Below are 16,245 nucleotides of genomic sequence, written 5' to 3'. Positions count from 1 at the left end.
GCCATCCGGCGAGGCTAACGATGGTCTTACGACCAGTTCATCGTGCTGCCGAGAATCCAGCCGTTGGCGTATTTCTCGTAGGAGAGCTTCTTCTTGCGCACCACGGTGATCACGGTCTGCAGCACCGGGATCGAGGCGCCCATTTCCACCGCGGTCTTGGCAAGCTCTCGCCAACCTTCGATGCGCGCCTTTTCGTCGGTCGTGGCCATCAACTTGCTGATGGTGGCGCCGAGCGTCTGATCCTTCCAGGCCGAGAACGGCATGGTTGGGCTGAGCAGAAAGCCCGCGAAGATCTCCGGATCGCCCGACGCGTTGTCCCAGCTATACAGCGTCACATCCGGCAGCTTGGCGGCGCGATTGAGCTCGAAATACTTGGCGTATTCGATGGTCTCGATCTCGGCGTCGATGCCGACCTTCTTCCACATCTGCTGGATGGCGCGGGCGACGTCGTAGTCGCTCGGAAAGTGGCCGTTGGTGGTGCCGAGCTTGAGCTTGGCCGGCTTGTCGACGCTGTAGCCCGACTTGGCGAGCAGTTGCTTGGCCAGTTCCGGATCGTAGGCGAATTTATAGCCCGGAATGTCACCGGAAGAGCCCGGCGAGACGGGAAGCGATACCGGGACGGCGGCCCCGCCATAGAACGCCTTCGACAGCGCGGCCTTGTCGATCGCATGATGCGCCGCCAGACGGATATTCGCGTCGGCAAAGCCCTGATCATTGCGGCACTGTAGAAGGATGACGCGCGTAATCGGGTTGATCTCGCCGGCAAGGTTCGGCTCTCGCTGCAGGCGCGAGACTTCGCGCACCGGCACATTGATGGTGAGATCGACCTGCCCCGATTGGATGGCCGCGACGCGGGCCGACGGATCCTTGATGATCTCGAAGGTTACACGCTTGAGCTTCGGCTTCGGGCCCCAGTAGCTGTCGTTACGCTCGAGCACGATGCGCGCATTGAGCTGATATTCGACCAGTTTGTAGGGGCCGGTGCCGATCGGCTTTTCGCGGAATTTCTCGACGCCCACCTCTTCCATGTACTTCTTCGGCACCACGTAGCTGCCGAGGAAGGCCATCCAGTTGGGCAAGGTCGGCGACGGCGAGGACAGCTTGATGGTCGCCTTGGTCGGCGACTCGACGACAATGTCGGTCACCTTGCGATAGGAGTTCTTGGTGTCGACAGCGTGGCCCGCCTTGATGCGTTCGAAGAAGGTGTAGCGGAAGTCTTCCGCCGTCATTTTGTCGCCGTTGTGGAACGTGACGTCGTCGCGCAGTTCAACGGCCAGCGAGAGACCGTCGGGGGAAAACTCCCACTTCTTCACCAGCTTCGGAATGAGATTGAGCTTGGTGTCCTGATCGATCGGCTGATCGAACACCAGCTTGAACATCGGCTGCGAGTCGGGGCTGAAGCGCTGGTTCGGATCCCAGGACGGCACGTCGCTCGGCCAGCCGATGGTCACGGCATCGGCGGTCTGCGCGAGAACGACCGCGCTGTCCAACAAGGCCGAGCCGCCGGCCATGGACGCGGCCAACATCTGCAGGACTGTCCGGCGTTCGATCTCGATCGTCATCAGTTTTCCCCTCGCTGTTCTCACCCGCTCGCTTGCGCGATGCCATTCGGCCGATGCCCTCGGTTACGCGACGGGGCACCCGAAATTATTTGAAGCCTAAAATGGATACAGTTTGCCCGCAACTGCCAAGCGGCCGTTTGAGGGGGATATTTTGGGCAAGCGCCGCCTCTTGGGCGGGCAAACTCAGCCAGCGTGCCGCGTCCGCTGCATCGCAAAATGAGTCACCGCGCCGCTGAAGGCCGGAAACTCGCGGTAATGTCGCCGCAGCTCTTCACGCACCGGCGACTGCATCGAGGTATTCAAGTGCTCAATGCTGTCGAACACGACTTCATTGCCAATCAGATAGTCGGCATCGGTCACACTCGGATGCCGGAGATCGTCGAGCGGAAGATAACACATGATGGCGCGGATGTTCGGCAGTTCTCCCTGCGTCACCGGATGCGTGGCGATATAGTTCGCACGGAAGGCCTCTTCGTCCTCGGCCGGCCGTCGATACCGGACCACGTAAGACAATGGCGCCGCGAGCGGGGCCGGTTCGGTGCCGCCCGCTATGGGATAATACAGCCGCTCCATGGCGGCGCCGGTCGCCGACACGCCCGCGGGCAATGTGCCGATTGCGCCGGCCATATCGTCAATCGCCGCGGCGAGTGCGGCACGGCTGCCGAACTCCGCGACGATGATCATCGACGGCCCATGGCCGTCGTTATTGTAAGGATCGGCGGCGGTGCCGCCCGATCCGACATAGGTGTCGAGACTGACGAGACCCGGCAGCTTCGCCAAGGCGCCGCGCGGGCCGCGCGCAAACCAATCGCTCAACGAAGCGCCCGCGCCGGACGGGCCCTGCAACGTGATTTCATAGACCCAGCTCATCGATCACCCACGCATTTGACGCATTCAAGCGCAACGTCCATCGACCCGCGCAATGCTTTATGCTTAAAATATTCGTCCTCGGCCGCGGTCGCGTCAAGCGCGACAATGGATCGATGGCATCGTCGAGAGTGAAGACATGAACGAAAGCAGTGTTCCCGCCGGCGCCAGTCCCCTCGCCGCCGTCGGCCAAGTCATCGAAGCGTTGCGAGCCCGCTGGCCCGACCGCGTCTCCACCTCGGAGGCGCTGCGCCGGCAGCACGCGAACACCTTCACCTGGCATCGGCCGCAATTGCCCGATGCCGTGGTTTTCGCGCATACGACCGAAGACGTGCAGGAGATCGTGCGTCTGTGCGCCGCAAATCAAATACCGATCATCCCGTTCGGCACCGGCACCTCGCTCGAAGGGCAGATCAATGCGCCCTATGGCGGCATTTCGATCGACCTGTCGCCGATGAAGGAAATTCTCGCCGTGTTTCCGGGCGACCTGTCCTGCACGGTACAGGCCGGCGTCACGCGCAAGCAACTCAACGACTATCTACGCGATCAGGGCCTGTTCTTTCCCATCGATCCGGGCGCCGACGCCTCCATCGGCGGCATGGCCGCGACGCGCGCCTCCGGCACCAATGCGGTGCGCTACGGCACGATGCGCGAGAACGTATTGTCGCTGACGGCGGTGATGCCGGATGGCCGGATCGTCCGCACGGCGCGGCGCGCGCGCAAATCGGCCGCCGGCTACGATCTCACCCGCCTGCTCGTCGGCTCGGAAGGCACGCTCGGCATCATCACCGAGGTGACCTTAAAACTGCACGGCATTCCCGAGACCATTGCCGCCGCCGTCTGTCCGTTCGAGACGCTGCAAGGCGCCTGCGACACCGCTATTGCCGCGATCCAAAGCGGCATTCCGATCGCGCGTGTCGAACTGCTCGACGAGTTGCAGATCAAGGCCTGCAATGTCTATTCGAAGCTGACGCTGACAGAAGCGCCGACTCTGTTCGTGGAATTTCACGGCAGCCAGGCGGGCGTCGACGAACAGGTGGCGCTGTTCCAAACCATCGCCGGCGACAACGGCAGCCGCGACTTCCAATGGTCGACCAAGCCGGAGGAACGCACCAAGCTCTGGCAGGCGCGCCATGACGCCGCCTTTTCGTGCATGGTGCTCAAGCCCGGCGCGAACGTTCTGCCGACCGATGTCTGCGTGCCGATCTCGCGGCTGGCCGAATGCGTGCTCGAGACCAAGGACGATCTCGCCCGCCGCAATCTGTTCGGGCCGATCGTCGGTCACGTCGGCGATGGCAACTTCCACGTCGCGGTGCTGTTCGACCGCGACGACGCCGACGAGGTGAAGCGGGTCAAATCCTTCTCCAAGGCGTTGGCGCACCGGGCCATCGCCATGGATGGCACCTGCACCGGCGAGCACGGCGTCGGCCAGGGCAAGATGGCGTATCTCGATGCCGAATACGGCGAGGCGCTCGACCTCATGCGCGCCGTCAAGCGCGCGGTCGACCCCGATAACATCATGAATCCAGGGAAGATTTTCACGCTCTAGGAGCCGGGCATGGCGCCTATGCCGCCGCCGGCTTGGCTTGCCCGTGATACTGGATACAATATCCTGAATCGCAATCGACAGTTTAGCAATGACAGACGACACTCTTGACGGGCGCGCGCCCCTGCCCCTGCGGCCGAACTCACTCCGCGAGCAGATCCGCGAGTCCATCCGCACCCAGCTTCAGCACGGCGAGATCGGACCGGAGGATCGGCTGGTCGACGTCGACATCGCCAACAAGCTCGGCGTGTCGCGCATGCCGGTGCGCGAGGCGCTGCTGCAACTGGTGAACGAAGGCTATCTCGTCGGCACCACGCGCGGCTTCGTGCTGCCGACTTTGTCGCTCAAGGACATCAAGGACATCTTCGAGGTGCGCAAGCTGCTGGAGCCGCGCGCCGCCGCCAACGCCGCGCGCAATCTGACGGCGGAGAGCGAAGCGGCGCTGCGGGAAGCGCTCGCACGCGCCAAGAAAGCGCATGCTGTGCGCGACTTCGACGAACTCGCCGCCGCCAATCGGCTGTTCCGCGCCACCTGGCTTGCGGCCGAGCCGAACTGGCGCATGGCCGCGACGATCCAGCGCTTTGTCGACCAGGTTCAGATCGTGCGGCTCGGCACGCTGGACGATCCGGAGACACAGGACATCGTGGTCGAGGGGCTGGAGAAAATCGTCAACGCGTTCATTCGCCGCGATGCCGCGGCGGTGGAGGCGCTGATGATGGCCTTCATCCTCGACGCCGAGCGCAGCTTCTTCACCGGCCACGCCAAACGACAGCAGCCGGATTTGGCGCACGAGCGCCGGACCGGCGCCTGACGCCCTTCTCGAGGAATCCCATTTTGACCGACAACGAGACGCCTCTGCGCCGCCGCCTCGGCCGGCAGCCGCTCGCGGCTTTGTGGATGTCGGTCGGTTCGCCGACGATCGTCGAGCTGTCGCGCCAGGCGCGCGCCGACGTGATCGTGATCGACATGCAGCACGGCCTGTGGGATCGCGCCACGCTCGAACAGGCTGTCGGTGCGGTCGCGCCCGGCACGCCGGCGCTGGTGCGCGTCGGTGAGAACGCGCCGCTCGCGATCGGCCAGGCGCTCGATGCCGGTGCCGAGGGCGTCATCGTGCCGCTCGTGGAAAGCGCCGAGGAAGCCGCGCAGGCTGTAGCCGCCGCGCGTTTTCCGCCGCACGGCAACCGCTCGGGCGGCGGCGTGCGCCCGCTGGCGACCGGTTTCATCGATTACTGTGTCGCCGCCAATGAGCGCACCGTCGTCGGCGTGATGATCGAGACCGCGCGCGGCGTGAAGAAAGCGGCGGAGATCGCGGCCACGCCCGGCGTCGATTTCGTGCTGATCGGCACCGGCGATCTGATGCTGTCGCTCGGCACGACGGACACGGACGGCGCCTGCCGCAGTGTGCTCAAGGCTTGTCAGAAAGCCGGCATCGCCTGCGCGATCTATACGATGAATGCCGACGCGGCCGCGAAACGCGCCGCCGAGGGCTATGCGCTCGTGACGGTCGCGAGCGACATCGACGTCATCATCCACGGCTTCGGCAGCGCCGTGCAGCAATTCCGCAAGGCCGCGCCAGCCAAGGCGAAGTCCCGTACGGGCAAAACCTGAGCGCCAAACTCCGCTCATTCCCGCGCAAGCGGGAATTCAGCGCGACTTGACGAGTATGCGCCTCATCGCTGGGTCCCCGCTTTCGCGGGGACGAGCGGACAACTAACAGACTCAGCTTTGGGGCCGCCGCTCCAACCACGTCGGATCGATCACCGGCAGCGGGATGGCGTCGATGAGCGTGCGCGTGTAGGCGTCCTGCGGCGCCGCGAAGACGCGCTCGCATGCGCCCTGCTCGACCACGCGGCCGCCCGCGAGCACGTAGACGCGATCGCAGACCGCGCGCACGACCGACAGATCGTGGCTGATGAAAGCCATCGACAGATGCAGGTCGCGCTTGAGCTGACCGAGCAACTGAAGAACCTGCGCCTGCGTCGATACATCGAGCCCGGACACGATCTCGTCGGCGAGCACGAAGTCCGGCTCGAGCACGACGGCGCGGGCAATACCGACACGCTGGCGCTGACCGCCGGACAGTTCATGCGGATAACGCTCGAGCGCCGCGAGCGGCAGGCCGACACGGTCGAGCACCGCGCGCACGCGCGTCTCCGCCTCGGTGCGGCTCTTCGCCAAGCCGTGCAGCAGCAAGGGGCCGGTGAGGATGCTTCGGATGGTGCGCCGCGGATTGAGCGAGGACATCGGGTCCTGGAAGATCATCTGCATGCGCCGCCGCAGCGGCCGCATCGCCTCCTCCGACAGACCGGTGATTTCCTGGCCCTCGAAATGGATCGAGCCGCTGCTCGGCCGCACCAGCCCGAGCAGCGCGCGGCCGAGCGTCGTCTTGCCCGAGCCTGACTCGCCGACAATGCCGACCGTCTCGCCGCGGCCGATCGTCAGATCGACGCCGTGCAGCACGGGCTTCGGCTCCAGGCGCTTGCCGAAGATGCCGCGTTGCTCGTAGGCGACCGTAACGCCGCGCGCATCGATCAGCCCTTCAGCCATGGGCGGCATCCTGGATATGGTCATTCCGGCCGAGCGAGCATCGCGAGCGAGAGCCGGAATCCAGTAACCCGCGATCGTTCGTTACGGGCAGACAGGGGTTACTGGATTCCGGGTTCGTCCGCCTTCGCCCTGCGGGCTTCGGCGTCCGCCCCGGAATGACAGAGAAAGCAAGCGCGCTCCTCGTCATGGCTGCACCTCACGATCGAACGCGGCGATCTCCGCGCGGCAGGCGGCGAACACGGCTTCCGGTACCGGCGCGAGACCGCGTCCGGGCTCATCGTAACGGGGGCAAGCCGCCATCAGCGCCTTTGTGTAAGCGTGCCGCGGCTGGTCGAGCAGGTCGCGCACGAGGCCCTGCTCCATCACTTTGCCCATGTAGAGCAAGGTTGCGCGATCGCAGATCTGTGCCACCACGCCGAGATCGTGCGTGACGAAGACGACGCCGGTACCGTGCCGCTCCTGCATATTGCGGATGAGGCGCAGGATCTGCTTCTGCACGGTGACGTCGAGCGCGGTGGTCGGTTCGTCCGCGATCACCAGCTTCGGTTCGAGCGCGAAGGCCGCGGCGATGAGCACGCGCTGGCGCATGCCGCCCGACAGCTCGTGCGGAAAGCTGCGCATGACGCGCGCCGGTTCGCGCATCTGCACCTCTTCGAGCAACTGCAAAGCGCGCTCATGCGCCTGCTTGGCGCTCATGCCCTTCCACAAGCGCAGGCCGTCGGTGAGTTGCGCCTCGATGCGGCGGCCGGGATTGAGCGCCGTCAGCGGATCCTGCGGGATCAGCGACACCGCCGGCCCGAGCTTGCGTCGGAGCGCCGCCGGGTCGAGCTTGAGCAGGTCTTCGCCCTCGAGCGCGATGCTGCCGCCGGTGATGCGGATGCCGTGCGGCAGGATGCCGAGAATGGCCTTGGCGATGGTCGACTTGCCGGCGCCGCTTTCGCCGACCAGGCCATGCACTTCGCCGCGGCCGATCTCGAGCGATACGTCGCGCAGCACCGGCATGTGGCGCTTGCCGCCGATGACGGCGGTCAGGTGCGATACGGTTAGAAGCGGCGTACTCATCGCTGCATCACCGGATCGAGCGCGCGGCGCAAGCCATCGCCGAGCTGATTGAAGGCAAGCACGGTCAGGAACAGCGCCGTCAGCGGCGCCGCGAATACCCACCAAGCCTGATAGATGATCTGCCGGCCTTGCGCGATCATGCCGCCCCAGGTCGGCGTGTCCGACGACACCGACAGGCCGACGAAGGACAAGATCGCCTCGACGATCACGGCGATGCCCATCTCCAAGGTCAGCAACGCCAGCAGCACCGGCGCGACGTTCGGCAGTATCTCGCGAAACAGGATCGCCAACCGAGAGAAACCGAGCGTGCGCGCGGCGGTGACGTAGTCGGCCTGCGCCTGCGCCATGGTCTCCGCGCGCACCACGCGGGCAAAGCGGGTCCAGTCGATGATGGCGATGGCGGCGATGACGGAGGTAACGCCCGAGCCCATGATGGCGACGACCAGGATCGACAGCAGCACCGGCGGGAACGCCATCCAGATCTCGATCAAACGCGAGACAATGGCGTCGATGACGCCGCCGTAATAGCCGGCGAGCATGCCAAGCAGCGTCCCGGCCACGGCGGCGAGGATCGCCGCAACGAAGGCGACGGTAAGCGCGACGCGCGTGCCGTAGATCAGGCGCGAGAGCACGTCGCGGCCGAGATCGTCGGTGCCGAGAATGAAGCTCGCGTCGTGCTCGGCGAAACCGATCGGCGGCAAGGTGCCGGACATGAGGTCCTGCGCCAGCGGATCATGCGGCGCGACGAACGGCGCCAGGAACGCCAATACGATCAGAAACAGGATAAAGCCGCCGCCCCAGACGACCTTGGGCTGCGCGAGCAACGCACGCACGGTCTTGGCCAGGCGGCTTGGCGCGGCGTCGGCGCGCGGCGTGGTGCCAGCAACATCAGCCATGGCGCAGCCGCGGGTTCAGACCAACGACCGCAAGATCGACCGCGAGGTTGACCAGGATGAACAAAGCGCCGAACACCAGCACGAGCCCCTGAATGAGCGGCAGATCGCGGTTGATCACCGCATCGATCGCCATCGAGCCAATGCCCGGATAAGCGAAGATGCGTTCGACGATGACGGTGCCGCCGATCAAGAAGGTGAACTGCACGCCGGTCAGCGCCAAAGTCGGCCCGACCGCATTGCGCAGCGCCTCGCCGACGACGAGGCGCAGTTCCGACATGCCCTTCACCCGCGCCAGCAGCACGTAGTCCTGCACCATGGCTTCGCTCAGACCGTCCTTGAGGATGCGGGCGATCACCGCGGCGAGCGGCAATGCGAGGGCCAGCACCGGCATGGTCATGTGCGCGATGAGATCGCCGGCGAGCGCGAAACGGCCGGTGAGCACACTCTCGGTCAGATAAAAGCGCGTGACGAACGGCCCGCTGACCGCCGGATCCATGCGGCCGGACAAAGGCAGCACCGGCCACAAGACGCCGAGCAACAACACGAAGGCGAGCGCCCAGACGAAATCCGGCACGGCCAGCAGCAGGCCGTTGACGCCGTCGAGCACGGCTTCCCCGGTCCGCCGTCGCAACAAGGTGCCGGCGACGGCAACCGCCCCGCCGACCAGCACCGCGACGGTGCAAGCAAGCCCGGCGAGCTCGAGCGTCGCCGGCAGGCGCTCAGCCAGCAGTTCGAGCACGTCGCGGCGCAGCGAGATCGAGACGCCGAAGTCGCCCCGCACGACGCCGGCGAGCCAGATGCCGAACTGCACCAGCAGCGGTTGATCGAGCCCGTAGCGCGCGCGCAGATCGGCGATATCGGCTGCGCTCGCACCGGCTCCGATCATCATGGCGACGGGATCGCCCGGCGCGACACGGAGCAACAGGAAGACGACCACCGCGACGCCGAAAAGCGTCACGATGGCCATGACGGCCCGCTTTGCCAGAACCGAAGCGATCATTGACAGGCAACTAAGTCGCGGCTGGTCCGAATCCAACAGACATCGCCCCACACACTCCGCTCATTCCCGCGCAACCGGGAATCCAGGGCCACATGCATATAGGCTCGTTGCACGGCTCCTGGGTCCCCGCCTTGGCGGGGACGAACGGAGAGAGAAATCATCGCCCCGTCAAGCCTTCTTCACAAGCGTCGGCTGCATCGCACCGGAGATGTTCGGCGTAACCTTCAGCTCGGCCTTGAACACGATCGGCTGCACGTATTGCAGCAACGGGATCACCGCGCCCTGCTCCGCGATATATTTTTCCGCCGCCTTGTAGCCGGCGATGCGCTTCTTCTCGTCCGGCTCGCCCCACAGCGGTCCGATCTTGGCGTCGACGTCGGGCGTCTTCCAGCTTGAGTGCGGCGACATCGAAAACATCGCGTGGCCGGTCGAGGTCGATGGATCGCCGATGGCATTGCCCCAGTTGTAGAAGGCGAAGGGCGCCAGCTTATGCGAAGTGCGCAGCTCGAAATGCTTGGCAACCTCGTAAACTTCGATCTGCGCGTCGATGCCGATCTTGCGCCACATGCCGACGATCGCCTGGATCATCTCGTAGTCTTTCGGCTTGAGGCCGCGCGTCGTCTGAATCGTGGTCTTGTATGGCTTGTCGGGGCCGAAGCCGGCCGACTTCATCAAGGCGGCCGCCTTCTTCTCGTCGTAGCCGACCTTGATGGTCGGGTCGTAAGCCTCGTATTCCGGCGCCTGCAACGTATCGATCGGCACGCCGTAGCCGCGCAGCAGCCGCTTCACGATCGCCTGCTTGTCGATGGCGTGATGCGCGGCGAGGCGCACGTCCTTCGGGATATTGGCGTCGTTGTTGATGAAGATCATGCCGATGTCGGAGATCGGCGTGGCGACGCCGGCCAAACCCTTCTTGGCCTTCAGGCGGTCATATTCCTCGTAGGGAATTTCCAGCGTCAGATCGGACGAACCGCTTTCGATCTCGGCGACGCGGCTGGTGGCATCGGTGACGAACTTGAACACCACGGTCTCGAAGGCCGGCTTGCCGCCCCAATATTTCGGATTGGCCTTGAGCCGCAGGAAGGCGTTGCCCTGATACTCGTCGACCATATACGGGCCGGTGCCGATCGGCTTCTTTTCGAAGCCTTCAGCGCCGACCTTTTCGTAATAGGCCTTCGGCAGCACGTAGCCGGTGAGGAAGGCCATCCACTTGAACAGCGCGGGGTCGAACTGCTTGGCATCAGCCGTGACGCGCTTGCCTTCGGTCTTGAAGTTGCCGAGCGTGCCCCAGATGAATTGGATCGGATTGCCGGTCTTCGCATCGCCGGCGCGTTGCAACGACCACGCAACGTCTTCCGCTGTGAACGGCGAACCGTCGTGCCAGGTCACGCCTTCGCGCACGTCCATCCAGATCGACTTCTTGTCGTCGCTCCAGCCCCAGGCCGTGAGCAATCCGGGCTCGAAGGCGAGGTTCGGCTTCTGCGCGATGAACTGGTCGAACACCGAGCGATAGATCGCCTGGATGGTCGGGTTGACGGCGGACGGGCCGACCGTCGGATCGAACGCAGGCAAGTTGACGTTGAAGGCGATGGTCAGCGTGTTGCCGACTGCCGCGCCGGCAAAGCCGTTCGGGCCGATCAGGCCGGCAATCAGGCCGCCCGCGCCGAGCGCGAGCGTGTCACGACGAGTGGGCTTGAACATGGGATCCCCCTTGCGCTGCAATCCGACGGCAAAACTCTACGCTCTGCCGACGGCAACCGTCGAATATTTTAAGCCTAAAAGAAACACCGAACGGCGCCAAGACGATTATTGCAGCATCCGCCGCCGCGAATGCTGCAAAGCTTGGCAACCCGCGGCCCGGACAAACGCTCAGGCAATATCTTGCGCCAGCAGAAATCCGGAGCCGCCACCGAGACCTGGGCCCGGATGCGTCGATGCACCGATATGGTAGAGCCCCGGCACATGCGTCTTGTGATTCACCGACGACTTGAACGGCCGCCACAGGAAGAACTGATCGAGCCCGCAGAAGCCGCCATAGGGATCGCCGCCGACCAGGTTGACGTTCATCGCCGCGAGGTCGGCCGGCGAATAGGTGCGGCGCACCATCACGCCGTCGCGGAAGTTCTCGATGTGCTGTGCGAGGATCGCCTCGACGCGATCGGCATAGGCCTCGCGCAACGCCTCGGTCCACGTGCCGTCCGCTGGTATGTCGATTTCGTTCGCCGCATCGCCTTTGACGACGCGCGGCGCCTCGGGCAATTGCAGCCAGAGGATCGCCTTGCCCTCCGGGGCCCGCGAGGGATCGAGGGCCGTGGGCTGGCCGACGCAAATGGTGGGCACCGCCGGTAGCAAGCCGCGTTCGCATTCGTTGCTGGCGCGCGAGACGCCATCGAGCCCGGGCGTGAGATGCAGCAGCGCCACCTTGCCCAGTTCCGGATGCTTCCAGCGTGGCGGCGCCGACAATGCGTAGTGGATCTGCATGTCGCCTTTGCCGTAGCGGAAGCGCGACAGGCCGACACTGACATCTTCCGGCAGCGGCCGATCTTTCAGAAAGCGCCGGTAAAGTTGATCTGGCGCGACCGAGCAGATGACGCCCTGCGCGGCCGACAGACGGCCCCCGCCGACAAGCTGCACGCCGGTTGCCCGGCCCGCGCGATCCAACTCCACCCGTTCGACGTCGGCGCCGGTTCGAATACTGCCGCCTTGATCCGCAATCAGCTTCGCGAAGGCGTCGAGCAGATTTTGCGCCCCGCCCTTCACGATCGGCGCGCCCGCCGCCTCCAGCGCGAATCCGATGACCTTCACCATCTCGCCGCCATAGGCGCTCTCGGGCCCGATGCCGCAATGCAGCACCCATGGCGCAAACAGAGCCCGCACAACGTCGGATGAATAGCGCGTTTCCAGATGCGCGCGGCCGCTGGCCAAAGCTTCGCCGAAGAATGTCGCGAGCCCGCGCAGTCCCCGTCGCCATGCCTCACGCGCAATCAACTTTGCCGTCGGCCACGACCACAGCGAGCCCCCAAGCAGGCCGAAGACGAAACCGGCGTTGGCGCCGAATTGCTGCATTTCGGCATCGAAGGTTCCGCCGTCGCCGGGCGCCAGCGCCTCGAACTGCGCGATATTGCGCGCCCGATCTTTCGACAGCACGGCGTAGCGCCCGTCCGGCATCAGGACACCGGTCGGCGTTTCGCTGTCGCAGAAGGCCAGGCCGCGCTCGATGAGCTTGGGACCCAGCGCGGCAAAGGCCGGCGACGTGACGAACAACACGAACGTCGTCGCCATCACATCATGCGTGAAGGCGGGGGCAGTGATGGCGTCGGTGCGTATACAGCCGCCGATGCGCTCGTTGCGCTCGAGCACCAGGACCTTGCGGCCTTTGGCGCCGAGCATGGCCGCGCACACCAGCGCGTTGATGCCGCTGCCGACGACGATGTAGTCCGCGTCGCTCATGGAACCGCTGCCCGCTCCGCCTCGCAGGTGTCATGCCCCGCGTCCGCCGATGCGGACGCTGACGGTCGTCAAACGCTGCGCAGCCTTAGCCCGCGACCAGAGCCAGCACGCGCAGCGGCGAGCCCGACCCCTTCTCGATCTTCAGCGGCGGCGTGATCAGCAGCGCGCCAGTCGGCGGCAGCTGGTCGAGATTGGTGAGGCTGGCAAGGCCGAGCTTCTTGGCGCCGTGCATCAGATTGTGCGCCGGGAACGCCGGCTCGAAGGCGAAGGCCTGGCCGTGGTCGGTGCCGACCGCTTCCACGCCCCAACCGTTGACGTTGCGCTCCTTGACCAGGAACGTGATCGCCGCCGTCGAAGGGCCCGGCGTGTGCGGGCCGTCCTCTTTCATATTGAGGAACTTCTCCGGGTCGGTGCGCTTCGACCAATCGGTGCGCATCAGCACCCACGCGCCATCCGGGATACGGCCATATTTGGCCTCCCAGGCCTGGATGTGCGACGGCTCCATCACGAACTTCTCGTCCGCCGCTGCTTCCTTGCTCATGTCGATCACGACCGCGGGCGCAACGAAGCGTTGCACCGGCAGCGTGTCGGTGAAGCCGTCGGCGTAATGCTGGCCCGTCACCCAGTGCACCGGCGCGTCGAAATGCGTCCCCGTATGCTCGCCCATCGAGATGTTGTTCCAGTACCAGCCCGGCCCACGATCGTCGTAATGCGAGATTTCCTCGATCGAGAACGGCTTGGAATTGGCAAGCGGCGGCGGCAGCGCGATCACCGGCGTCGACGCGCGCAAGGTCTGGGAGAGATCGATGACGCGGATGGAGTTGCTGACGATGGCAGCCGCCAGTTGGTTCAAGAGGGACGCGGACATCGGATGGGCTCCTTGCGCTGATTGTCCCGCCACGCCGGCGCAGGGCACGCCGGCGCGAAAATTATTTTAGGGTTGAAATATTATCGGCGCCGGGGATAGTGTCAATTGTCGTGGAACTCGAAAAGCTTCGACGCTGATGCTTGTGCAAGCGCCTTGCCGGAGGCGCAGCGCGGCATCGACAGCGCATTCGCTTTGGGAGTAGAAATTCGCGACGGCGATCGGCGGCATCCCGGCCTGCGCCGATCCTCCTCAATCCCCGAAAGGCCGGAAGCTCGCGAATGAGCGGAGAGCGTCATGGCGGAACGGTCCTTTGCAAAGGAAGTCCGGGATCTCGAACTCGGAGCCGGTGAGGAATTTCGCGGCGAAGGCATCCTCGCGTTGACCAAGGCGTTGCTGCAATCGGGCGTCGGTTATGTCGGCGGCTATCAGGGCGCGCCGATCTCGCATCTGATGGACGTACTCAACGACGCTCAGGACACGCTGAACAAGCTCGGCGTGCAGTTCTCCAACTCGGCCTCGGAAGCCGCCGCCGCCGCGTCGCTGGCCGCCTCGGTGATGTATCCGATCCGCGGCGCCGTCACCTTCAAGGCACCGGTCGGCGTCAACGTCGCGTCCGACGCGCTCGCCAACCTCACCTCCGGCGGCGTCACCGGCGGCGCTCTCATCATCATCGGCGAGGACTATGGCGAAGGCTCCTCGATCATGCAGGAGCGCTCTCATTCCTTCGCGATGAAGTCGCAGATCTGGCTGCTCGACCCGCGCCCCAATCTCGAGTCCATCGTCAAGTCCGTCGAGGACGGCTTCGAGCTCTCGGAAGTTTCGAACACACCGGTGATGCTGGAAGTGCGCATCCGCGCCTGCCACGTGCACGGCTCGTTCATCGCCAAGGACAATAAGCCGCCGGCCTTCACGTTGCAGCAGGCGTTGCAGGCTCCGGTGCGCGACACTAGCCGGATCGTGCTGCCGCCCGCCTCCTATCTGCACGAGAAGGAGAAGATCGAGCAGCGCTGGCCGAACGCGGTGAAGTTCATCAAGGAGCGCAAGCTCAACGAGTTCTTCGATGGCGATCTGACGGACCTCGGCATCATCGTCCAGGGCGGTATGTACAATGGCGTTCAGCGCGCGCTTGAGCGCCTCGGCCTTGCCGACGTCTGGGGCAAGACGCGCGTGCCGATCTATTGCATGAACGTCGTCTATCCGGTGGTCGACGACGAGGTCGCCGACTTCTGCGCGACCAAGAAGGCCGTGCTGATCGTCGAGGAAGGCCAGCCCGAGCATATCGAGCAGTCGATCGCCACGATCCTGCGCCGCCGCGACATCAACACCAAGATTTATGGCAAGGGTGTGCTGCCGATGGCCGGCGAATACACCGCCGATGTGATGCTCAAGGGGGTGCGCGACTTCCTGCTCGGCGCCGCGCCCGGCGTGCTGTCGGACCAGGTGCGCGCGCCGAACCAGCCGACCATCAGCGATGATCCGCGCATCAAGGCGCTCGCCGGCACCGTGCCGCCGCGTCCGCCGGGCTTCTGCACCGGCTGCCCGGAGCGGCCAATCTTCGCGGCGATGAAGCTGGTCGAGCAGGAGCTCGGGCCGCACCACATCGCCGGCGATATCGGCTGCCATCTGTTCGCCTGCCTGCCGCCGTTCAACCTCGGCGCGACGACCATGGGTTATGGTCTCGGCCCGGCCTCGAACGCGGCCTTCAACGTCAAGACCGACAAGAAGTCGATCGCCATGATCGGCGACGGCGGCTTCTGGCATAACGGCCTGACCACCTCCATCGGCAACGCCGTCTACAACAAGCACGACAGCGTCATCGTCGTCGTCGACAACTTCTATTCGTCGGCGACCGGCGGCCAGGACATTCTCTCGTCGCGCGCCGACAACCCGGAGCGTTCGACGCAGAACCCGATCACCAAGGCCGTTGAAGGCGTCGGCGTGAAATGGGTGCGGCAGATCGATCGCACCTACGACGTCGGCAAGATGCGCGACACGCTCAAAGAGGCGCTGACGACCGACACGCCCGGCCCGAAGGTCATCGTCGCCTCCTCCGAATGCATGCTCAACAAGCAGCGCCGCGTGAAGCCGCAGTTCAACAAAGCGGTGAAAGGCGGCGTGCGCATGGTGCGCGAGCGCTTCGGCGTCGATGAAGACGTCTGCACCGGCGATCACGCCTGCATCCGTCTGTCGGGCTGTCCGTCGCTGTCGGTCAAGCGCACCGACGATCCGCTCAAGGACGATCCGGTCGCGGCGATCGACAACACCTGCGTCGGCTGCGGCAATTGCGGCGAGGTGTCGGAAGCCGCCGTGCTCTGCCCGTCGTTCTACCGCGCCGACATCGTCTACAATCCGACCGGCTGGGATCGCTTCGTCGCCAAGCTGCGCAGCGGCGTGATCGGCTTCCTGCAGCGCCGCCGCGCCCGCAACCGCATCGCTTTCGCGTAAGC

The 16,245-nt window shown here is 65.0% G+C and carries 13 protein-coding genes; 4 read left to right on the top strand and 9 right to left on the bottom strand.

Going from position 1 to position 16,245, the window contains the following annotated elements; genetic code table 11:
- Window positions 1-26: 26 nt before the first annotated feature.
- Window positions 27-1,562, bottom strand: coding sequence for an ABC transporter substrate-binding protein (locus DW352_RS04930; protein WP_115689069.1), 1,536 nt, complete (start codon window positions 1,560-1,562; stop codon window positions 27-29).
- A gap of 183 nt (window positions 1,563-1,745) precedes the next feature.
- Window positions 1,746-2,432: a hypothetical protein gene (locus tag DW352_RS04925; RefSeq protein ID WP_115689067.1), complete on the bottom strand. Its 687-nt coding sequence runs from the start codon at window positions 2,430-2,432 to the stop codon at window positions 1,746-1,748.
- Window positions 2,433-2,568: 136 nt separating this feature from the next.
- Between DW352_RS04925 and DW352_RS04920 the strand changes: the two genes are divergently transcribed.
- The 3 genes from DW352_RS04920 (at window position 2,569) to DW352_RS04910 (ending at window position 5,583) form a co-directional block, all read left to right on the top strand.
- Window positions 2,569-3,978, top strand: a complete 1,410-nt coding sequence (locus tag DW352_RS04920; RefSeq protein ID WP_115689065.1) for an FAD-binding oxidoreductase — start codon at window positions 2,569-2,571, stop codon at window positions 3,976-3,978.
- An 88-nt stretch (window positions 3,979-4,066) separates the two neighbouring features.
- Entirely contained in the window at window positions 4,067-4,786 is a 720-nt protein-coding gene (locus DW352_RS04915) for a GntR family transcriptional regulator (protein ID WP_115689063.1), read from the top strand.
- A 23-nt stretch (window positions 4,787-4,809) separates the two neighbouring features.
- Window positions 4,810-5,583, top strand: a complete 774-nt coding sequence (locus DW352_RS04910) for an HpcH/HpaI aldolase family protein (RefSeq protein ID WP_115689061.1) — start codon at window positions 4,810-4,812, stop codon at window positions 5,581-5,583.
- A gap of 111 nt (window positions 5,584-5,694) precedes the next feature.
- Here the strand turns inward: DW352_RS04910 and DW352_RS04905 are convergent, their stop codons facing one another.
- From DW352_RS04905 to DW352_RS04875, 7 genes are all read right to left on the bottom strand, one after another.
- Window positions 5,695-6,522, bottom strand: coding sequence for an ATP-binding cassette domain-containing protein (locus tag DW352_RS04905; protein WP_115689060.1), 828 nt, complete (start codon window positions 6,520-6,522; stop codon window positions 5,695-5,697).
- A gap of 183 nt (window positions 6,523-6,705) precedes the next feature.
- Entirely contained in the window at window positions 6,706-7,584 is an 879-nt protein-coding gene (locus DW352_RS04900; RefSeq protein ID WP_115689058.1) for an ABC transporter ATP-binding protein, read from the bottom strand.
- Window positions 7,581-8,480, bottom strand: coding sequence for an ABC transporter permease (locus tag DW352_RS04895; protein WP_115689056.1), 900 nt, complete (start codon window positions 8,478-8,480; stop codon window positions 7,581-7,583). The genes DW352_RS04900 and DW352_RS04895 overlap by 4 nt, the downstream gene beginning before the upstream one ends.
- The gene (locus DW352_RS04890) at window positions 8,473-9,480 is read right to left on the bottom strand and encodes an ABC transporter permease (RefSeq protein ID WP_115689054.1); all 1,008 of its coding nucleotides are present in this window, start codon (window positions 9,478-9,480) and stop codon (window positions 8,473-8,475) included. Before DW352_RS04890 ends, DW352_RS04895 begins: the two co-directional genes overlap by 8 nt.
- Window positions 9,481-9,648: 168 nt before the next feature.
- Complete coding sequence (locus DW352_RS04885; protein WP_115689052.1) at window positions 9,649-11,181, bottom strand: ABC transporter substrate-binding protein; 1,533 nt, start codon at window positions 11,179-11,181, stop codon at window positions 9,649-9,651.
- A gap of 168 nt (window positions 11,182-11,349) precedes the next feature.
- A complete protein-coding gene (locus tag DW352_RS04880; RefSeq protein ID WP_115689050.1) occupies window positions 11,350-12,930 on the bottom strand; it encodes a phytoene desaturase family protein in 1,581 nt (526 codons plus the stop codon).
- An 85-nt stretch (window positions 12,931-13,015) separates the two neighbouring features.
- Window positions 13,016-13,798, bottom strand: a complete 783-nt coding sequence (locus DW352_RS04875; protein WP_115689048.1) for a cyclase family protein — start codon at window positions 13,796-13,798, stop codon at window positions 13,016-13,018.
- 294 nt (window positions 13,799-14,092) lie between these two features.
- On the opposite strand from DW352_RS04875, the gene DW352_RS04870 reads away from it, so the two are divergent.
- A complete protein-coding gene (locus tag DW352_RS04870; RefSeq protein ID WP_115689046.1) occupies window positions 14,093-16,243 on the top strand; it encodes a thiamine pyrophosphate-dependent enzyme in 2,151 nt (716 codons plus the stop codon).
- The last annotated feature ends 2 nt before the right edge of the window (window positions 16,244-16,245 follow it).

It is taken from the genome of Pseudolabrys taiwanensis (assembly GCF_003367395.1).
Lineage (GTDB): Bacteria > Pseudomonadota > Alphaproteobacteria > Rhizobiales > Xanthobacteraceae > Pseudolabrys > Pseudolabrys taiwanensis.
Note: the sequence above shows the minus strand (reverse complement) of the source record. Positions and strands in the feature narration are given on the sequence as shown.